General features: G+C 55.4%; 23 protein-coding genes. 8 read left to right on the top strand and 15 right to left on the bottom strand.

The window, feature by feature from the left end; translation table 11 throughout:
• The first annotated feature begins 165 nt into the window (after nt 1-165).
• From NZ823_18730 to NZ823_18720, 3 genes are read left to right on the top strand one after another with little or no spacing between them, the layout of a single operon-like run.
• Nucleotides 166-636, top strand: coding sequence for an RNA polymerase sigma factor (locus NZ823_18730; protein MCS6807163.1), 471 nt, complete (start codon nt 166-168; stop codon nt 634-636).
• A 6-nt stretch (nt 637-642) separates the two neighbouring features.
• A complete protein-coding gene (locus NZ823_18725) occupies nt 643-1,362 on the top strand; it encodes an anti-sigma factor (GenBank protein MCS6807162.1) in 720 nt (239 codons plus the stop codon).
• A gap of 29 nt (nt 1,363-1,391) precedes the next feature.
• Nucleotides 1,392-2,147, top strand: a complete 756-nt coding sequence (locus tag NZ823_18720) for a DUF4097 domain-containing protein (protein ID MCS6807161.1) — start codon at nt 1,392-1,394, stop codon at nt 2,145-2,147.
• 108 nt (nt 2,148-2,255) lie between these two features.
• On the opposite strand, the gene NZ823_18715 is transcribed toward NZ823_18720, so the two are convergent.
• The 14 genes from NZ823_18715 to NZ823_18650 form a co-directional block, all read right to left on the bottom strand.
• The gene (locus tag NZ823_18715; protein ID MCS6807160.1) at nt 2,256-2,492 is read right to left on the bottom strand and encodes a hypothetical protein; all 237 of its coding nucleotides are present in this window, start codon (nt 2,490-2,492) and stop codon (nt 2,256-2,258) included.
• A gap of 33 nt (nt 2,493-2,525) precedes the next feature.
• Nucleotides 2,526-3,383 (bottom strand): ComF family protein, encoded by an 858-nt coding sequence (locus NZ823_18710; GenBank protein ID MCS6807159.1) that lies wholly within the window; start codon nt 3,381-3,383, stop codon nt 2,526-2,528.
• Nucleotides 3,380-3,760 carry a DUF2007 domain-containing protein gene (locus NZ823_18705; GenBank protein ID MCS6807158.1) on the bottom strand — a complete coding sequence of 127 codons (381 nt, stop codon included), beginning with the start codon at nt 3,758-3,760 and terminating at the stop codon, nt 3,380-3,382. Before NZ823_18705 ends, NZ823_18710 begins: the two co-directional genes overlap by 4 nt.
• Nucleotides 3,761-3,776: 16 nt before the next feature.
• Nucleotides 3,777-4,634, bottom strand: a complete 858-nt coding sequence (gene dapF / locus NZ823_18700) for a diaminopimelate epimerase (protein ID MCS6807157.1) — start codon at nt 4,632-4,634, stop codon at nt 3,777-3,779.
• A 17-nt stretch (nt 4,635-4,651) separates the two neighbouring features.
• Nucleotides 4,652-5,611: a PfkB family carbohydrate kinase gene (locus NZ823_18695; protein ID MCS6807156.1), complete on the bottom strand. Its 960-nt coding sequence runs from the start codon at nt 5,609-5,611 to the stop codon at nt 4,652-4,654.
• A gap of 282 nt (nt 5,612-5,893) precedes the next feature.
• A complete protein-coding gene (locus NZ823_18690) occupies nt 5,894-6,283 on the bottom strand; it encodes a tetratricopeptide repeat protein (GenBank protein ID MCS6807155.1) in 390 nt (129 codons plus the stop codon).
• Between the two features lie 5 nt (nt 6,284-6,288).
• Nucleotides 6,289-7,161 carry an S-methyl-5'-thioadenosine phosphorylase gene (locus NZ823_18685; GenBank protein MCS6807154.1) on the bottom strand — a complete coding sequence of 291 codons (873 nt, stop codon included), beginning with the start codon at nt 7,159-7,161 and terminating at the stop codon, nt 6,289-6,291.
• Between the two features lie 41 nt (nt 7,162-7,202).
• On the bottom strand, nt 7,203-8,111 hold the full coding sequence (locus tag NZ823_18680; GenBank protein ID MCS6807153.1) for an MBL fold metallo-hydrolase: 909 nt from the start codon (nt 8,109-8,111) through the stop codon (nt 7,203-7,205).
• Nucleotides 8,111-9,268 (bottom strand): peptidyl-prolyl cis-trans isomerase, encoded by a 1,158-nt coding sequence (locus tag NZ823_18675; protein MCS6807152.1) that lies wholly within the window; start codon nt 9,266-9,268, stop codon nt 8,111-8,113. Before NZ823_18675 ends, NZ823_18680 begins: the two co-directional genes overlap by 1 nt.
• A gap of 20 nt (nt 9,269-9,288) precedes the next feature.
• Nucleotides 9,289-9,687, bottom strand: a complete 399-nt coding sequence (mce, locus tag NZ823_18670; GenBank protein ID MCS6807151.1) for a methylmalonyl-CoA epimerase — start codon at nt 9,685-9,687, stop codon at nt 9,289-9,291.
• Nucleotides 9,684-10,634, bottom strand: a complete 951-nt coding sequence (gene meaB, locus NZ823_18665; protein ID MCS6807150.1) for a methylmalonyl Co-A mutase-associated GTPase MeaB — start codon at nt 10,632-10,634, stop codon at nt 9,684-9,686. The genes mce and meaB overlap by 4 nt, the downstream gene beginning before the upstream one ends.
• A gap of 148 nt (nt 10,635-10,782) precedes the next feature.
• Nucleotides 10,783-11,925, bottom strand: coding sequence for an acyl-CoA dehydrogenase family protein (locus NZ823_18660; protein MCS6807149.1), 1,143 nt, complete (start codon nt 11,923-11,925; stop codon nt 10,783-10,785).
• A gap of 402 nt (nt 11,926-12,327) precedes the next feature.
• Nucleotides 12,328-14,127, bottom strand: a complete 1,800-nt coding sequence (locus NZ823_18655; protein MCS6807148.1) for a trypsin-like peptidase domain-containing protein — start codon at nt 14,125-14,127, stop codon at nt 12,328-12,330.
• A 219-nt stretch (nt 14,128-14,346) separates the two neighbouring features.
• A complete protein-coding gene (locus tag NZ823_18650; protein MCS6807147.1) occupies nt 14,347-14,742 on the bottom strand; it encodes a hypothetical protein in 396 nt (131 codons plus the stop codon).
• Nucleotides 14,743-15,053: 311 nt separating this feature from the next.
• On the opposite strand from NZ823_18650, the gene NZ823_18645 reads away from it, so the two are divergent.
• The 4 genes from NZ823_18645 (at nt 15,054) to dnaJ (ending at nt 19,290) form a co-directional block, all read left to right on the top strand.
• A complete protein-coding gene (locus NZ823_18645) occupies nt 15,054-15,740 on the top strand; it encodes a queuosine precursor transporter (protein MCS6807146.1) in 687 nt (228 codons plus the stop codon).
• Nucleotides 15,741-15,749: 9 nt separating this feature from the next.
• A complete protein-coding gene (locus tag NZ823_18640) occupies nt 15,750-16,631 on the top strand; it encodes a hypothetical protein (protein ID MCS6807145.1) in 882 nt (293 codons plus the stop codon).
• Nucleotides 16,632-16,693: 62 nt separating this feature from the next.
• The gene (mutY, locus tag NZ823_18635; protein MCS6807144.1) at nt 16,694-17,776 is read left to right on the top strand and encodes an A/G-specific adenine glycosylase; all 1,083 of its coding nucleotides are present in this window, start codon (nt 16,694-16,696) and stop codon (nt 17,774-17,776) included.
• Nucleotides 17,777-18,144: 368 nt separating this feature from the next.
• Nucleotides 18,145-19,290, top strand: coding sequence for a molecular chaperone DnaJ (gene dnaJ, locus NZ823_18630; protein ID MCS6807143.1), 1,146 nt, complete (start codon nt 18,145-18,147; stop codon nt 19,288-19,290).
• Between the two features lie 12 nt (nt 19,291-19,302).
• On the opposite strand, the gene NZ823_18625 is transcribed toward dnaJ, so the two are convergent.
• Nucleotides 19,303-19,548, bottom strand: a complete 246-nt coding sequence (locus tag NZ823_18625) for a hypothetical protein (protein MCS6807142.1) — start codon at nt 19,546-19,548, stop codon at nt 19,303-19,305.
• Nucleotides 19,549-19,612: 64 nt separating this feature from the next.
• On the opposite strand from NZ823_18625, the gene NZ823_18620 reads away from it, so the two are divergent.
• Nucleotides 19,613-20,086: a hypothetical protein gene (locus NZ823_18620; GenBank protein MCS6807141.1), complete on the top strand. Its 474-nt coding sequence runs from the start codon at nt 19,613-19,615 to the stop codon at nt 20,084-20,086.
• Nucleotides 20,087-20,344 lie beyond the last annotated feature (258 nt).

Raw genomic sequence — 20,344 nt, 5'->3', positions numbered from 1 at the left:
CAAAAAATGAGAGCATCGCAGTGAGCGTGATTGAATGGCTAGCTGGGATGCTCCGACAAAGAAAGCGGAGCAATGGGGGCGAACATTTTAGACGACGCTTCGGAATCCCAACTAGTAGCTCAATCAGCGAGCGGGGACATAGATGCCTTTGGCAAGCTTTATGAGATGCACCGTCGGCGGGTGTACTCACTATGCTTAAGGATGTTGAACAATCCGGCCGACGCTGAGGATATGACGCAAGAGGTCTTCATCCAGGTATACCGCAAGATCGGGAGCTTCCGAGGCGAAGCCGCCTTCACCACCTGGCTACACCGACTGACCATCAACCAAATCCTCATGCACTTTCGCAAGCGCAATGTGCGCCTGGAAACAACCACTGAAGAAGGAGACATGGTCGAGGTCACCGAGCCAGGCACGGAGCGCCCCCAGGAGATGCCCATTGTTGATCGCGTCGCCCTGGAACAAGCCATTGCACAGCTTCCGCCTGGCTATCGTTCCGTGTTTCTTCTGCATGATGTCGAAGGCTATGAGCATGAGGAAATCGCCCGGATGCTCCATTGCAGTGTGGGGACTTCCAAATCGCAATTGCATAAAGCCCGCATGAGACTGCGGAGCATACTGCGTTCTGAGGAGTAAGGATATATGTCATGCACAGCATATCAAGAAAAAATCTCTGACTATATTGACGAGCTCTTATCTCCGGCTGAGCGCCAGCTTATTGAGACTCATTTTCTGGATTGCCCTGATTGCTATTCATGCTATCAAGATTTACTGGCCATTTGCCAGGCGAGTCGCCAACTCCCCTTGCACGAACCGAGTGACCGCGTCTGGCAGAACATTCTTGCCCATATTAACTCAGCGCCAACGCCCAGGCCAGTGCCAGCACCCACACGCTGGTTGGAACGTTGGCTCCCTTTTAACTTCAGCGGCTGGGCCTGGCAACCGGCGCTGGCCGCGGTGTTGCTCATTGCCATCGGGGGCGCCGTCTTCTATTACCGTACCTCAACGCCGGTGAACCAACCACCGATCGCCCAGGGTAACTCGTCCAACTGGGGAGAGGGGAGCACCCCCAGAATAAGCAGAAGAATCACTAACAAGTCGATCACTCAGAAAACGAGGATCGAAATGGACATCGTGCAAGAACGCATCAACGAACTACAGCAACGGATTAAAGTCGCCCAGTCTCGCTGGAGCCCTGAATTGAAAGCCGTCTACCAACAGAATCTCAAGAAAATTGATGCGTGCCTGTCCTATTGCCAGGAGAAGGCGCGGCTCAACTCTACTGATCTGGCGCTGCAGGCCGTTTACGAATCGGCGTTGCAGGCCAAACTGGAAATGCTCAAGCAGTTTTCTGAGCTTTAAGATCACAATTCTCATCAGTGGTGGGAGGCATGAGGCAAACATATCGTGCTGATACGCTGGTCATTTTCTTGCTCATCACAACGGTTCCTCTCTTGGCGCAACCTTCAGCCGGCCGTCTAAAAACGCAGCCCCAACCGTACGAAAAAACTTTCCCAGCACACCAGATTTCATCCTTGACGCTGGACAATACATCACTGCACGGCAACATTGAAGTCCAGGCCTGGGACCGCCAGGAGATCAAAATAATGGCCGAAATCCATGCGCCTCATACGTTCATTGAACCCAACCTATCGAAAGGGGCGCTCATCATCAAGCTGCGTCGCAAAGGACTGGTCTCGACGGAGCCGGTTCATTTTCGTGTTTGGCTGCCTCCCACCTGCGAAGTCAACCTATCAACAATGAATGGGAAAATTGTTGTGCGCGGGGTGCGGACTAAGCTGAAGGCGTTGACCACTGACGGAGACATTGAGTTGATTGACACGGGTGGCACCTGGATAGACGCGACCAGCAGCATGAGTGGCAACATCAAACTGTCGGGTCAACTGAACCACGAAGGCAAATACCACCTCTACTCAGCCATGGGCCGCATTGACATCAGCTTTCGCGATCCAGCCTCATTTACCTTCGATGCCGCCACGCGACAAGGTCGTATTCAAACCGAAGGAGTTCATCTGAACGGAGCACAACGCTCAGATCATCACGTGACAGGAGACTACGGCCAGGGTCATGCAATCTTGTTGGTGCGCACTGTGTCCGGAACCATTCAGCTACGCAAACAACCTTGAGCGATTCGAGCCGGATGAATTTGCTGAGGCTCGTTGATTGTTCACCTTCCAATCGTGGATGCGAAAGCTGCGCGAAGATCGCCGAGTGAACACCACGTTGCAGAGCGGTTAATGAAATGAGCCAATCGGCCATAACCGCAGATGCACATCGCCGCATTTTTGATAAATATCCCCGGCATAGACGAAGTATTTTTCGTTCGGGTCGCGGTGGCGTTCCTGAACGCAACGGCGACAAATGGCTGGCTTCTCCTCAAGCAGCCGAATCAATGTTTGATCAAAACTCTTATCTACCACGACATCGGTCGGTGTTTGACAAAAAACACAATGTTTGGTGACTCGTTTCATAAGCCATCAGTCTACGCGGTTGAGTGTCGAACTTCAAGCTGCTGAGCGCTGCGGCAGAGCCGAGCGACTCACCACGCGCGCGATAGTAAAACCCACCACCGAGCGGGCGCCGGCTTGCCACAGAACCCGCGCGCACGCATTGAGTGTGGCGCCACTGGTGTACACATCATCAACCAACATCACATGTTGGTCGGCGATCAGGTGAGGATGCTTCAGAGCAAATGCCTCACTGACGCTTTTAGCTCGCGCGATGGCATCCATGCCAGCGCGATGTTGTTCCGTGTGCTTGATCCGAATCAACGCGCGACGACATAACGCAGTGCCCATGACGCGCGCCACTATCCTGCTCACCAGCTCGGCTTGATTAAATCCGCGCTCACGTCGTCTTTGAGGATGCAATGGGACGGGCACGACTAACGTGGCGGCTTGAAGCACAGCTTCTTGTTTCAGCGTCTGGACGAGCATCTCCTTAATCCGACCGCACACAACAGGATGGTCTTTGAGAAACAGGATATTCTGGCGGCATGCGCCCTCATACGGGGCAGCATATCGCAATGCGGTCAGCACAAGGTCGCGGCATTGAGGACATCCCGCTGAGTGAGCGCCGCGCGGCTGTTTGACGTGAGCCGGCCAGCCACATCGCTCACAACAGCTTGTTCGGTCAAGGCGGGGCGTTTCGTCCCAACAGCGACGACAGGTGACCCCGTCGTCTAATGAGTCAACCGGCAAGCCACAGAGAGAACACATCTGGGGAAACATCAAGGCGACAGCCGTGTCACCGATGAATTTGAACCATTGCTCTGCCCGACCAGCTACCGGCTTTGCTGTAGGCGTCCTTGCGAAAGCGTGGCCAATGAATTTGAACCACTGCCCTGCCCGACTGAACATCATTGATAAGGCTCCTGATCGAATCCCATCGGCTCATCCTCACGATCAAACTCACCGAAGAAAGCCTCATAAAGCTCGATCGCGCGTTGCAGGTGTGGTTCGGCCACAAGCACCGTGACGCCATGTAGCGGACTGATTGCATCGGCGTAGCCACGCACAACCACCTCGATGCCGTTTTGCTGGAGGAGCTCCCTGAGCATCTCCGATTCAACTGGGGTGAGAAACTCCGCCAGTTTCACCAGATGAATGGTCTGTTGGCCTGCCTCTTCTTCTTCCAACGTTGATGCCTCCGGCAACACAGCCACCAACCACTCGCCACAATCGCTACACTGCGTGTACTCCGGACGATATTCGGTTCGACACTGCGGGCAAAATGGCATGATCCCTCCAAAGCGTTTAATCCAACGGGGCCAGCCACTCGCCCCGATAGACGACGGTGACGGGGCCGACCAGCACGACGACGTCATCGTCGCGCCACCGAACCGACAGCTCGCCAGCCTGTGTCTGCACGCGGACCTCTCGGTCGGTCAAACCGTTCAGTATCGCGGCAATCGCTGCCGCGCACGAACCTGTGCCCGAGGATAACGTGCGACCGACGCCGCGTTCCCAAAAGCGCACCTCAATCTGATCGCGACGGATGACCTGAACAAATTCAACGTTCGTGCGCTGAGGAAACACGGGATGATTTTCAATCTGAGGGCCCAGCGTGTTCACATCAATCAACGTGAGGTCCGACACGATCACCGAGCAATGTGGATTCCCCATTGAGGAAGCAGTGATGGAGAGGACCGCATCACCAAGCTTCAACGGGTAGTTGACCACCGGCGTCAATGCTCGATCTACTAAGATAGGAATGTCAGAACTGGCCAGTTGAGGTCGGCCCATTTCAACCTCGAACATCATGGTCGGCCCACACGGGCTTAATCGTCGGAGCGATTTGGTCCCGGCGTGGGTATCAATACGAACTACATCTCCAGCCCACTGCTTCTCGTGATAGACATACGCAGCGGCGCAACGAACGCCGTTACCTGACATCTCAGCGGCGCTGCCGTCGGCATTGATCACCAGCATGGAGAAATCCGCCGACGCGCCGTGCTGACAACGTTCGATCACTAACAGGCCATCGGCTCCCGCTCCATAATGCCGCTCACAGAGCCGCTGGGCGAGTTGTCCCACCACCGTCCGCTCAGGTAAGTCAGCCTTGTCTACCACCAAGAAATCATTGCCCGACGCCTGATACTTGACAAACTGCATAGAGGAGCTTGGTCTGCTTACTCGGCCAATGTGACGCCGATGGCCGTGCCGGTTGGCCGTTGGAACTCACTGTCTTCGAATTGCACAAGTTGCTTGAACTGACGGAATCGAGCATTGATGTCATCGTAGGTCAGGGCGCACAATCGTTCACAACCAAACGCTTCCACGCAAAATGAAGCCATCACTGATCCGTAAATCACTGCCCGCCGCAGAGCGACTGTGTCAACATGACCAATCGCGGCCAGGTAACCCAGAAAGCCACCGGCAAAGGAATCGCCGGCGCCGGTCGGATCGAACACTGTTTCCAGCGGCAGACCAGGCGCTACAAAAAACTCACCATTATCAAACATCACAGCGCCGTACTCGCCTCGTTTGATAACGAGCGTTTTGGGGCCCCACTGACGAATCTGCTGCGCGGCCTTGACCAGATTCGGCTCGCCTGTCAATTGACGCGCTTCAGCATCATTGATGATCAACACGTCAATTTCCCGAAGCACCGCCAGCAATTCCTCGCGCGTGCGTTCAATCCAGTAATTCATCGTATCGAGCGCCACCAGGCGCGGTCCGACCATCTGTCGCTTGACGTCCAATTGCAGCCTCGGATGGATGTTGCCTAGAAACAAATAGGGCGCTCGACAAGCCGCTTCATCCAGCTTCGGCTTGAAATCAGCAAACACATTCAACTCGGTGGCGCGTGTGACGCGATCATTCAAATCGTACCCATACAACCCAGACCAGAAAAACGTTTTTCCATCAGGCACGCGCTCAATCCCGGAAATATCAATGTGACGGGCGTGAAACACAGCCTCTTCAGATGGACCGAAATCGGCTCCGACGACGGCAATCACCTTGACATCAGTGAAAAAGCTGGCAGCCAGTGAAAAATGCGTCGCTGAGCCACCCAAAATTTTATCGCGCTGACCAAACGGCGTCTCAATCGCATCAAACGCGACGGAGCCAACCACCACGATAGACATGCATACCTCCCTGACTAAAATGTGCCGGCGCACTTCTCTGCGCGCCGCCTGCCGGCGCCGTTTTCCGCCCGGCGCTTGCCGGCGCCGTTTTCCAGTTGCTGTTCATAGTTTGTTTGACCTTGCTTGCTTACCTCACCTGAAGACCCATCAGTTACTCATCTGACCTGAGAGAAGCGATAGGTTGAACTGGCCTGCCTCCATCTCAACCTCGATACGTCCACACGCGCGACAGCGTGCCTTGCGCTTCATGCCACTCTACTGTGCCTTGCGGTTCCTCCCACTCTACATTTTACGCGCCAGTTGCTCAAGCCGAGCTTTAGCTTTGCCTGCGAACTCGCTATCAGGAAATTCTTCAACCACCCGAGAGAATAATTCCTGAGCCTGTTCCGGTTCGTTAGTCTGAGCATAGACCTCGCCCAGCATGTAATAGACTTCCGCCATGCCCGCGAACCGCGGATTGCGGGCAACGATCTCTTGCAAGCGACCGCGCGCTGCCGCCCACCGTTTTTTCTTGAAATAGAATCGTGCGACCTGCAGGTGATGAAGCGATTGTTTTTCCAGTTCCCGGTCGCGCCATTCTTCAACCGGACCGTGTACGACGCCCCCTTGCCACGCCCACGCGGCCGGTAGCTTCACTGCCAGTATCAGCGCAATGGCGATCAACCATCTCATACGTCTTACTCCTGAAAATACTTTCCGACAATGGCCCACAGTTTCTCGATCGTTTCCCGCGGAATTTTATCCCGCTGTGTGAGTATAGCATGCTTGAGCGATGATTGGCATTTACACGGCGGCTGTGGATCGTTGAGGCGCCGGACAGCGTTTCGGATGAGCTGCTGAGCATTGGCCGTGTTCTGATTCAAGTAATTGATGACCATTTCCACGGTCACCGAATCGTGCTCAGGATGCCAACAATCATAATCGGTCACCAGCGCCATTGTGCTGTAGCAAATTTCTGCTTCGCGGGCCAGCTTGGCCTCTTGCAGATTGGTCATGCCGATCACATCCATGCCCCATGAACGGTAGACATGCGATTCAGCTTTGGTGGAAAAGGCCGGCCCCTCCATACACAGGTAGGTCCCACCGCGATGCACCTTCAATCCGTTGATCTCGCTCGCCGCCGCCTGCAACACATCGCCGAGCACAGGACAAACCGGATCAGCGAAAGTGATATGAGCCACCAAACCGTGACCGAAGAATGTAGAGACCCGCTGTCGTGTCCGATCAAAAAATTGATCAGGGATCACGATGTCTGTCGGCGCATAGCGTTCCTGCAATGAGCCGACAGCGCTCGCCGAGATGATTCGTCGAACGCCGAGCAGTTTCATTGCATAGATGTTGGCGCGGAATGGCAGCTCCGTCGGCAACAACAAATGGCCGCGTCCATGTCGAGCCAGGAAGGCCACGCGCTGGCCTTCCAGTGTCCCAATGAGGAACTGATCCGAGGGCGCGCCAAACGGCGTATCAATGCTGACCTCTTCGATGTCGGTCAGCCCTTCCATTTGATAAAAGCCACTGCCGCCAATCACGCCGATGTCTGCTTGAGCCATAGAGCCTCCAAATCGCCGAGTCAGAAGTTAGAAGTCAGAAGTCAGGAGCCAGGAGTCAAAAGCGAATCCCCCTTCTGCATCCCGGATTCTGACGTCAGGCTTCTGACTACGTATTTTCCATTCTCCTCCACAATTGTTCCCACTGGCATCGCTGCGTCATGATGAAACACACACAGCCACCCTTCGCGTGCTGCCTGCGGAATGAGCCGTTTTTTGTGCATTAACGTCTGTTCGGGATACAAATCGAACGCCATGATCCAGGGCAGTTGCACATGCGGCGTCATCGGTATCAGGTCGCTCCAGAAGATGGCTGTGCGGCCACATGACTGAATCAGGACGCATTGAAAATCGCGATTGTGCCCACCTAATTTCATCACGTGAATGCCCGGTAGCACCTGCTGGTCGCCCTCGATCAACTCCAGTTGTCCGCTGGCTTCCAATCCAGCCCAGTTCTCCGCACGATAACTGGCGCGGTCACGCTCATGCGGCTGATTGGCATGCTCATACTCGCCCCGTTGGACAACGTAGCGGGCGCGCGGAAACGTCGGGCGCAGCATGCCGTCCACAACGCGCGTATTCCAGCCACAGTGATCGAAGTGCAGATGCGTGTTGATGACCAGATCAACGTCTTCCGGCGCAACACCGCGTTGCCTCAAACCGTCGAGAAGCGTAGGTGAGTTGCTGATTCCATACATGGCGCGATGTTTTTGATCCCACTTATCGCCAATGCCGGTATCAATCAGCACGGTATAATCTCCCGTGCGCACCAGCAGCGTATTTAATCCCAACCGAACGCGATTGTATGAATCAGGCGGAGCCACCTGTTGCCACAACTGGCGCGGCACAACGCCGAAAACTGCTCCGCCGTCGAGCCAGAACGTTCCATCGGAGATAACGCTCAGGCAAAAATCGCCTAACTGAATGTCATGGGCTGATGACTCATCGTGCATTATCGTTTTCGCAACGGTCTTTCGTTCGAGTTCATCTCATCAGGCGGCTTCGCTCCTTCGACGATGACCGGGTGCCGCGCCCGAATCTGACGTAACTGCTCTTCATGCTTGCGGCGTCGAAGCCGATTCTCGATCACGCCTTTGAGGTCTTGGTCTAGCGGCGCGGTGCGACGTTCTTCCACCTTGATGATATGTAACCCGAACGGCGTTTCAACGATGTCGCTGATAGTCCCTGGTGACAAGCTGAAGGCGACTTCCTCAAACTTGGGCGTCATCTGCCCTTTGCCGAAAAAGCCGAGATCGCCGCCCTGCTCTTTGGAGCTGGGGTCTTCAGAAAATTCCTTTGCCAGTTGAGCAAAATCCTCGCCGGCTTTGGCGCGTTTGAGCACAGCTTCGGCTTTCTGGCGCACAGCAGCCGGATCGGGCGCTGGCGACGACTTGCCGTCTGAGCCTAGTGGCGGCTTGGTGTTGAACAGAATGTGTCGGGCGCGAACTTGATCGAATTCGCTTCTGTGCCGGTGATAAAATTCTTCGATCTCCTCATCACTGACCCTGACTTTGGCTTGCAAGTCCTTAAGCAACGCTTCACGCAACACGTAGAGCGGGAAGTAGGCAAGTTGCATGGCCACGCCCGGATCGCGATCCAATCCTTCCTGACGTGCCCGCTCCGCCAAGATGCGAATCTCGGCCAGTTGTTGCCTGAGCCGCTGGTCAATGCCTTGCCGTCGGCTGCCAAACTGTGGGTTGTAGCGGAGGAATTCATCCATCGCGCCGGGGTTTTGTCGAAAATATGCCTCGACCTCTTCTGGCTTGACCGTCACTTCTCTGTGCCGATCCCGATACGCTGAACTCAATAGGAAATCCCGCTGGACTCCCATTTGATAGATATGCTCATGCCGGCTGGTATACCCCAAGCGTCGCGCTTCGGCGCCGAAGATGATCGCCTCTTGCAACATCCCCAGCATGCGCTGGCGTGATTCCGGGTCCGCATACAGGTTGCGCTGCTGCTCAGGCATGGAATTGATGAGCAGCTCAACCTGTTGGGCATTGAGATGTACCGACTCACCTCGAGTGGTGGCCCGGTACTGGGCTAGTAACCCACCGAGCGTTAGCAACCCCATGACCAGTAAGGCAACTTTGACCTTGGTTGATGACATACGTGTGCTCCTTCAAAAGCTCATGATACTTTCTCGACCAGTTCGATGAGCACGCCGTGCGCGCTCGTTGGATGAATAAATGCGATCTTATGGCCGCCGACGCCGCGTCTGGGCGTTTCGTCAATCAGGCGCGCGCCAGCCGCTTTCAACCGTTCCAGATGCGCCTCAATATCGTCCACCTCGAAGCAGATATGGTGAATGCCCTCGCCGCGCTTAGCCATGAACTTGGCAATCGGCGACTCATCGCTGGTGGCTTCCAACAACTCGATCCGCGAGGAGCCTACCGGCAAGAGCGCTGCCCGCACTTTTTGCTCTTCGACAACTTCGGTCTCATGCAAGTGCAAGCCTAGCGCATCCTGATAAAACTTCAACGACTCATCCAATGAGCGAACAGCAATGCCAATGTGATCTATGTTCATAAAATCCGCGATGTAATCTCCTCCACGATGGAATAGGGGTCTCGTTCTCTTCGCACGACGGCCTGAGCCAAGCGACTCAATTCGCCATTGCTCAACCCGCGACTCAGCGCAATACTCAGCAACCGCTCGCCAAGCAGCGTAACCAGGCGTTGTTCGGCAATCTGCTGGCGGCGCGGCGCGGCCTGCTCTGAGGACTGGCGAAACTCAGCATACGAAGCCAGCGCAGCAGCCCATCGATCAATGCCTTTGTTTTGTGTGGCAATGGTCTTAACAATCATGGGAGTCCACTGGTCTGGCCGGCGCGTCAATTCCAGCAGCGCATGCAATCCTTGCTCAAGCCGCTCAACGCCATCACGGTCAGCCTTGTTGATGACAAACACATCGCCGATTTCCATGATACCGGCCTTGATCGTCTGAATCTCGTCGCCCATGCCGGGCACGAGCACAACGCTCACCACATCGGCTGTTTTGACAATATCAATCTCATCCTGACCAACGCCCACTGTCTCGACAAGGATTTTCTGGTAGCCGGCGGCGTCCAGAATCGAAACCACATCAACTGTCGTCGCCGCCAATCCGCCGAGGTTGCCGCGCGTCGCCATGCTGCGGATGAACACGCCGGGATCAGTGCCCAGCGTTTGCATGCGAATGCGGTCGCCAAGAAGCGCCCCGCCGGAAAATGGACTGGATGGATCAACAGCGATGATGCCGACCAGTTGATCGTGCGCGCGATAGTGGGCGGCGAGCCGATCCACCAGTGTGCTCTTGCCGGCGCCCGGCGCCCCTGTTACGCCGATGATCTCGGCCCGCCCCGTCTCTGAAAACAGGGACTTGAGCAACGGCAGCGCATCCGCCTCCCGATTCTCAACCAGCGATATAGCGCGCGCGATGGCCAGCGGCTTGCGTGCCAACACGCCCTCGATGATGTTATTAAGACCCCCACCCATATAACAAAATCGAAACCTTAGCGGGTAAACAGAAAACAGTCAACCACCGGTTGGCGCCGCGTCGGCGCAAACAAGCCACGCTGTGACAGAACAGACCGAGTCAGCGATGGTCATCTCTATTTTGCTTGTTTCTCTGTGGGTCGAGTGGTTACTGCCTTAACAGCTCGCGGGCAATGACCATCCGTTGCACCTCGCTTGTTCCTTCGCCAATGGTGAGCAGCTTGGCGTCGCGCCAGTATTTTTCTACCGGGTAGTCTTTGATGTACCCGTAGCCACCGTAGATTTGAATGGCCTCTTCAGCGACGCGCACAGCCATTTCCGAGGCGAATAACTTGGCCATCGAAGCAGCCTTCTTGAACGGTTTGCCCTGCTGCGCCAGATAAGCTGCCTGCAGTGTCAACAGCCGCGCCGCTTCGATCTGCGTGCTCATGTCAGCCAGCTTGAACTGAATCGCTTGAAACTCAGCAATCGCCCGACCGAAGGCCACACGCTCCCGCGCATAGCGTAATGCAGCTTCCAACGCTCCTTGCGCTAATCCGACGGCCAGCGCGCCAATCGCGATTCGTCCACCGTCCAACACCCGCAGCGAATCAATGAACCCACTGTTGAGTTGACCCAGCAAGTTCTCATCCGGGACGCGACACTCCTCTAAAACAAGCGCCGCCGTATCGCTGGCCCGCATGCCCAGTTTATTCTCCTTGCGACCCGGCATCAGCCCCGGTGTGCCGCGCTCCACGATGAACGCAGAAATGCCCCGCTGCCCTTGCGAGCGATCGGTCACCGCCATAATCACATAGGTGTCGGCATAGCTGGCGTGAGTAATAAAATTCTTGGAACCGTTCAACACCCACATACCATTTTGCTTGACGGCGGTCGTTCTCATGTTGGCGGCATCGCTGCCACTGGACGACTCGGTCAAGGCCCACGCGCCTAACTTCTCGCCGCGCGCCAGCGGCGTCAGGTGCTTCCGCTTCTGCTCATCTGTGCCGGCCAGAAAAATATGTTTGGCGCTCAACCCAACATGGGCTGCGACCGACAATGCCACCGAAGGATCAACCCGCGCCAGCTCTTCAACGACCAAGCAATACTCAATCAGCCCCAGTCCAGCGCCGCCATAATCCTCCGGAAAGATGACGCCTAATAAACCCAACTCGGCCAGCTTGGGAATCAGTTCGCGAGGAAAATGCTGAGACTCATCCCACTGCATCACGTGAGGCTTGATCTCAGCTTCAGCAAATTCGTGGATCGTGCGCTTGATGTGTTGTTGTTCTTCCGTCAACCCAAATTCCATCCTGCACCTCATGCATCAATATAGTTTATAGAGCTATAAATCTTACCGACGTTCACTGACAGATGTCAAAGCAGGCAAGGGACGAACGGAAGAATCGGTCGTCTGTTGGCACACGCCACCAACGATAAAGACCGATTAGAGGATGGCAATGAAATCGCCCTATGACGAACTTAGTGACAACATGACGCGGGTAATACCAATTGTGCAGAATAAAGACCAAGTTTTTGTCAGGGCCTCGCTGTGTGGGCACTGGCTCAAGTGTGGTGTTTTAAACAGAGCGAGCTCGGAGCAGCGGCAGCAGCCGCCCACACGAGGCGTAGCACGCAAAGCACGCCCAAATTCACATGGCGCGACCGTCGAAGGTCCCATCAACGGGACCCTCGACGATGTGAATGCGTTGACTTACGGCCTCACTGTGATACCGAAGAGCCGCTGCGTCTGCGGATCACGGATGTCGCGCCTCAGTTGCTCAAACGTGCGGCGCAGCGACGGACTGCTGGCGTTGATGAAGCCGGCAATCAATTGGTCTAGCGCCTGCAAGTCAGCCTGTCGGACCGTCGCTCGACCGCTTTCCACCAGCGAGCGTATGACAGGCAAGAACCGATCGAGCGCCTGCTGGGTTTTCACCATCAGGCTCGGATCGTTCAGTAAAATACCTACCAGCTCGCGGGACGATTGGTAGTAGACACGGATGTATTCTTGCCCTTTGATTGTTTGCGCCAGTATGCGGTCGCGGAATTGGTAGAGCAGATCAAGCGTCTCAGTCTCTGTCGTTGTGCCTTCGGTGACAGCTCTGACGGCGCACACGCCCGGTGGTGGCGGCGGCGGTGGCGGAGGCGGTGGATCACTAATAGTGAAATTACTATTGCTGGTATCGTTGACGGCAGGATTGCTCACGCTGGAAACGCGAATGCGGGCCTGCGTGGTAGCCGGACCGGTGACAGTCCACGATTCCGAGCCATCATTAGCTGTGTCGGCAAAGAGTGGCTGGTATGATCCTCCGCCGTCACGTGAAATTTCGATCTTGACGTTGCCGGTGACGTTCGAGGAGGTCCATGTGATCACATGCACATTGCCGATCTGCAAGTTTTCGCCGCCATTAGGCGAGGTGACGGTGATAGTCGGCGTTGGCGGCCCGACATTGAGCGCAGCCCAGAAGGCTGCGTTAAACGTTGAGGTCCCGTTGTTGTTACCGCTGCCACTGGTCGAACAACCACCGTGCGTGTGAACGCCGACGGCTGTGCCGTTGGCATCGTCAATCACCGGACTGCCCGAATTGCCCGGCTCGGTATCGGCTTGATACCGCATGGTCGTTCCCGATGAACCGGCGTTAGGACCGACATGCGTTTGCTGGGTTTGATTCCGATCACCGCTATCAACGCCAAAGCCGGTAATCCGAATGTTAGGAGGGCCGAGGTTCTGCACAACAGTAAACCCGCCGCCCTGTGCGGCAATCGGCTGCAAGCCTGTCGTCGAATTGTTGAAGACGCTGAACACGCCCCAATCGTTACCGATGCCGCCGTCAGCGGAGGTCCAACTGGAATTATTGATCGAATACTGATCCTGTGGCGGTGGATGCTGAATTGTCCCATTGGGCAACGAGGGTGGCACATTAAACTGCAACGTGCCACTGCTACGGCAGTGACCGGCAGTTACGTGAAGCCCATTGTTGACGATCCACCCTGTGCAACCGATGGGCACAATGCGCCCGACCCGCGGATCGTTGGATGGTGTGCGGTCATCGGTCGGGCCGCATTGACTTTCGGGTGGCGGCTCGCCGATGAACACCTCTCTGAGCTGCAGAAAAACATTCAAATCGTTGGGACCAACGTGCAGTTGGATTTCCACTGCGTCGCCGTTGAAATAGGCGCTGGTCATCCGCCACTGTTGCAAGCTGGTGGCATCCAGAATCTGCATGGCCCCATCGTAGAGCGACGTGATGGTGATGAAGCTGCCTGATCCAAGATTGGCTCGATCAAAGTGAAGCCGAATCCACGGCGCCCCCGGCTCTCTGACAACAAATCGCTCAACCATGGCTGACTCAGCCGGACGACCGGGAATGCCGTCATGAACCGCCGAGCTCCATCTATAAGGCTTCACTCGGAACGGAACCGGCGACGTCTGAGCGCTTACCATCGTTGGCAGGCCGATGAAAACGAACGCCGCGATCATGGCGATGCGAAGGACTAGGATTTGTCTCATATTTTGGTTTCTCCTCAACTAGGAATTGTGACTCGTATGTTGTTGTCCTGGGCTGCAATGCCCCGCCATCGGAACAAACGCGTGATTCCATTGATTTGTTATTGGTCCCCTCTTGTTCACAACATGTCTCATCGTCAAGGGCAGTGGCAGGCACGCAAGAGTATAAAACATGCTTGCACGCGTCAAGCGTGTTGGCATACAAAACAAACACACGAGCAATTATGGTGATGCAACCGACAGTTGTGGTTGTTTCACTACTTTGATCGGTGAGAGCGGATTGAGCACGATGAAGCTCTGTCCATTCTCCAAGCCGAGGCTCTCATAAGAATAGGTCAGCGTCGTGCCATACGGCCGGAATGCTTCACACAGATCGGGCACCACACGGATCAAAAGAATCTGAATCGGATCAGCCGTGAATCGCTGGATGCGAAAGTTCCCTTTGGTTGTGCACCCTCCGGAGAAAACCTGAAATGTGATCCCTTCGGGGCCAACTTGTACGCCGTAGAGTTGCTCAACGACGCCGGCGTCTTGCGCCACATCATCAGTAGACAGCGCCGCGCCTGGAACTATCAAAAATAAAAGCAACGTTGCCAGTATAATCAGTCTTGCGCTCATTATCATTCCTCCACATAGATCATGGCGGTCAGCGCACGCCAACCGCCGTTCTTTGTTTAAGTGGGCTCTTCAACCGCAGGCGGTGAAATGTTACTTCAACGCCAGGGAAAGCACAAGCATACGCTCGCTCAGCCCTCTCCACTCTCACAATTGGATGAGTCTTTTCTGCTCGCGTGCCGATGGATTATACTGACGCCTCGTTGTTGGGAGAAACGCTCGACTCGCTATCACCCGTGAACTACAAGGAGTGCACATTGGAAACACAGTCTCTGGCAGCACCTGCAACCACTGCATCACATGCAGCTTCACTCATGACCGGCCAACGCCGCGTCTACAAATACTTCGATTTCATCATGGCCGCCTTCGTCACGATCGTGCTGTGCGTCAATTTGATTGCGGCCAGCAAACGAACGCAGATAGCTGGTTTTACATTCGGGGCAGGCATTTTTTTCTTCCCGCTCAGTTACGTGTTCGGTGACATCCTCACAGAAGTTTACGGCTATGCCCGGTCGCGTCGCGTCATCTGGGCCGGTTTTGCCGCAATGGGGTTTGCGTCGTTGATGAGCTATGTGATCCTCGGGCTGCCACCCGCGCCGGGCTGGCCGCATCAAGCCGCTTACGAAACCGTCTTTGGCGGCACACCACGCATCGTACTGGCATCGTTACTGGCGTTTTGGGCAGGCGAGTTCTCCAATTCATTCGTGCTGGCCAAGCTCAAAATCGGCACCGAAGGTCGTTTTCTCTGGGTGCGCACCATTGGGTCAACAATCGTCGGCGAAGGCATTGACACGTTGATTTTTTATCCCGTCGCATTTCTCGGCCGGTGGACATGGGCTGAGGTCACTGAAGTGATGTGGCACAACTACATCATCAAAGTGCTTTGGGAAGTAGCAGCGACGCCGCTGACATATCGCGTTGTGAACTTCCTCAAACGCGCCGAACACGAAGACTATTATGACCGTGATACAAATTTCAATCCGTTTATCCTCAAGGTGTGAGAACGACCAGTGGGCACGAGGTGCGAACTAACTGTCTCAGTGGCTGAATTCAATCTGACTGAGACGCTCCAGAGCGGCCAGTCGTTTCGCTGGCAGCAGCTCTCCGATCATGAATGGTGGGGCGTCGTCAACGGCAGCGCACTCTATGTCCGACAAGATGCCGACCGATTAACCGTGCGCCATGTCGGTGGCCGGAGGCCGACTCACCTGTGGCAAGAGGTGATTGACTATTTCGATCTGGCGCTCGACTACACTGCCATCTTACACCGCCTGCGACGCGATCACGTGTTTGCCCGTATTGTGCCAGGACCGGCGACACTGCACATCCTACGACAACATCCTTTTGAGACGATCATCTCCTTCATCATTTCAGCCAATAATCACATCCCCCGCATTCGCTCAATCATCGAACGAATCTGCGAACGCTATGGTGAACCATTTGACACAGCCTTTGGCCGGGCCTACAGCTTTCCTACGGCGGAGGCGCTGGCACGCGCTCGCCTAGCCGATTTGCACCATCATTGCGGGCTGGGTTATCGTGATCAGTACGTAGCAGCAACAGCGCGACAGCTTGCCCGTCAGCGTGATTTCGCTGCCTGGCACAAGCTGCCATCAGCGAAGCTGCGACGCCGTTTATTGCAGCTTCACGGTATCGGCGAAAAGGTCGCCGATTGCATCTTGTTATTCGGTTATCATCGGCTGGACGCATTCCCTGTAGACACCTGGATTCGACGGGCTATGACCGAACTGTATTTTCCCAATGAGAGACCAAATCGGCGGGCAATCCAAGCATGCGCTGCCCGGCGGTTCGGCGCTTATGCTGGCATTGCGCAGCAATATCTGTTTGTCAGGCAGCGGTCGGAAGACAGACGTCCGGCTCCTAACTGCTGATCCCTGACTCCTGTCTCCTGACTTCTGACTCCTGACTCCAATCACTAAAACAGCAAGAACCAATGAACCTCAATCGCTCATTAAAAGCACGCATGCGACGCACGTTGCTGAACTGGTATCACGGAGCCAAACGCGATTTGCCGTGGCGAACAACCGATGATCCATACTGTATCCTGGTGGCGGAATACATGTCGCAGCAAACACAGCTCGATCGTGTGCGCCACTATTATGATCGTTTTTTGAAGCAATTTCCTAACATCCAGGCGCTGGCGCGCGCTTCATCGCAGCGCGTGCTGAAAGCGTGGGAAGGCATGGGTTACTACCATCGCGCGCGCCATCTGCACGCAGCAGCCAAGAAAATCGTCCGGGAATTGGGCGGTCGCATTCCAAATTCCTACGAAGGATTACTCATGTTGCCCGGCTGTGGTCCCTACACGGCTGCCGCCATTGCCAGCATTGCATTCAATCAACCGGTGGCGGTGCTCGATGGCAACGTGACGCGCGTCATCTGCCGGTTTTTCGCAATTGCAGACGACCCGCGCCAGCCCACGACGCGCGCTCGCCTGCGTCAGGTGACGAGCGAGCTGATACCGCCCGGACAGGCGCGGGATTTCAATCAAGCATTGATGGAACTCGGCGCGCTCGTCTGCACGCCACAAGCGCCTCGTTGCGACCGGTGTTGCTGGAACTTTGGCTGTCAGGCGCGGCAGCTTGGTTTACAAACGGCCCTGCCAGTCAAATCGCCGTCTCGCCCGTTGCCCCATCACCAGATTGCCGTCGGCGTTGTCTGGAAGGACGGACACGTTCTCATTGCACAACGCGACAATCATGGCCTGCTCGGCGGATTATGGGAATTTCCCGGCGGCAAATGCCAACCGCGCGAGACATTGCAGCAGTGCTGCGCCCGCGAGGTTCGAGAAGAGGTCGGCGTCAGCGTGCGCGTTGGCCGCAAGCTCATGACGATCAACCACGCCTATTCGCATTTTCGCATCACGATGCACGTATTTGCCTGTCGCTACCGCAGCGGCACGCCTAAGCCGCTCGCCTGCCAGCAAGTCCGATGGGTTTTACCTCACCAACTCCGTCAATATCCCTTCCCGGCCGCGAACAAGAGATTGATTGAATATCTCTGGTCAGCGCCCTAGGTAACGTGACAAAAGTTCGGGGCGTTTTTGGAGTGCTGCGACGTGTCGCAGCTTGGGCCGGAAAGCGGTGACACGCCACCGCACGCCAAAACGTCCCGTCCCCCAAAATGTCCCAGACCCTTTTGTCCACCTAATAGCTTGATGAAGATCGGGAGCGCTCGCCGAGCATTTTTTACCCGCCGGAACATAACGTAGGCACAGATCAACCGATTCACAGTCAAATCAGTTGCTCTGTGCATCTGCGCTTGCATTTCATCCGTCGTGGCGTGCTGTCGCACAGCAGCGATTGATGGGGAATTACAGCGCACTGAGGGCTATCTTGCATTTTTTCGCCAGACAATGCAAACTTAGCCCTTCGAGTAAACATTGTGGAAGGAGTCAGAACCGAATTGGACAAACGCGACTATTACGAAGTCCTAGGGGTTGATAGAACAGCCGACCTGCAAACGATTAAGAACGCTTATCGCAAACTGGCCATGCAGTATCACCCCGACCGCAATCCGGGGAATAAGGAGGCCGAAGAAAAGTTCAAAGAGCTGGCTGAAGCCTACAGCGTGCTGTCAGATGAGGAGAAACGCGCGCGTTACGACCGATTCGGTCATGCCGGCATTAGTAGCGCAGCGGGCGGCGGCTTTGCTGGCTTTGATCCCTTCACAACATTTGAAGATTTACTTGGCGAGTTTTTTGGATTCGGTGACGTGTTTGGCACAACGACACGTCGGCGCACCCGCGCCCAACAAGGGGCCGACTTGCGCTATGACCTGGAGATCACGCTGGAAGAAGCGGCTCAAGGCGTGGAGAAGACCTTGACCGTGCCACGTCTGGAACACTGCCCATCGTGCCGGGGCGCGGGCACAGCGCCGGGCACAAGCGTGTCCACGTGTCCGACCTGCGGCGGTTCCGGCCAGGTTCGCTATCAACAAGGCTTCTTCACCGTGGCCCGCACATGCAGCCAATGCTACGGCGCCGGCACGATTATTCGTAATCCTTGCGCTGAGTGTCGCGGTCAGGGGCGCGTTCGCCGCGAAAAAACCATTGAAGTCAGAATCCCACCCGGCGTGGACACGGGCTCACGGCTGCGCATCACTGGCGAAGGTGAGGCCGGCACACACGGCGGACGCTATGGCGACCTCTATGTGGTCATCCATGTGCGTGAGCACGAGCTCTATCAACGCCGGGGCGCTGACTTGTACTGCACAGTCCCAATCACATTCGCTCAAGCGGCGCTGGGCACGGAATTGAAAATACCGGGGCTCTTGGGTCGTCAAGAAGTCCTGAGAATTCCTGCCGGCACTCAATCAGGCTCTGTCTTTCGGCTACCTGGCAAGGGTATGCCCAAACTTGGACAAGCCGGCGCCGGCGATTTTTATGTCAACGTCAAGGTCATGACCCCAACAAAACTCTCTCGCGAACAACGCCGTCTTTTCGAGGAACTGGCCAAACTAGAAAAAAAGAGCGAAGGCGCAGATAAGAGCCTGTTAGAGAAAATGAAGGAGCTGTTCACGGCGGAATAGTCATGCAGACGCTCATCGAGCCTTCGGCAACTCATGTTCTTCATCGTCTCCGGGGCGGTTGGGATCAACAGTCATGCAGACGGTCATCGGGTCTTGGGCAACGCGCCCGGCCAATCCAGTGACCGGACACATAACGGATGATACCAGCGATTCTATGTCTACCTGTCCTCGATGTTCAACCCGGAAAGCCAACCGATTTTGTCCGGCCTTGGCGTACCATATCTGCGCGCTCTGCTGCGCCCAGGACCGGATGATCACACTGCGTTGCCCGGAAACATGCTCCTACTTGCAAACAGCGCGGGCTACCCAGTTGGAGAAACGTTTGCCAAAGTTGCTCCAATACCTGGAGGGACAAAACAAACAAGAGCTACTTCTATCAACTACTCGACTGGAGCGTTTCTTGTTTGCGCTGGAACGTGCCATTATCGAGGTCCAGCGTAATCAGTTTAGCGATTTGACCGATGAGGAAGTCTTGGCGGGCGTTGACAATGCGCTGAAGACCTATCAGACATTGGATCGTGGCATCATCTATGAGCATCCATCGGAATCACCGCGCATACACGCCGTCACGGACTCAGTGATTAAACTCGTGGACAAGGTAAGGCATCATTTGCAACAAAATCAGCAATCATCGCTTCTGACAACGCGCGACATTATCACCTGCCTGCAATTTCTCAGCGAAGCCATTCAGTACGACCGACAATCGGGCAAAGGCCCGCGCGCATGGATATCCAATGCGACACTCTATCAACCCTACCCCCCACAAGAGACAAGCTCGGTGATTGTCCCTGGCTAATACCGATTGTGGAACGCGGGTTGTAGATGATTAGCAAATCGAACGATTGAGAAGGCTCAGATTGATCAGCGGTCACGGGCACTCGAACAGCGCGTTCTCATTTGTAGAACCATCCCGCTCCTGCTGAAGCGACACCACCATCAATGCGTAAATGCTCATCAAAAAAATGTGCTGTGGCCAGCAACCTCATCAGTCAGCTTCAGAATCCATTCCGGCTGACACAACGGATCACCGGCCACGCACCTTTCTTTTGCGCTC

It is taken from the genome of Blastocatellia bacterium, assembly GCA_025054955.1.
Classification (GTDB): Bacteria; Acidobacteriota; Blastocatellia; order HR10; family J050; genus JANWZE01.
Note: the sequence above shows the minus strand (reverse complement) of the source record. Positions and strands in the feature narration are given on the sequence as shown.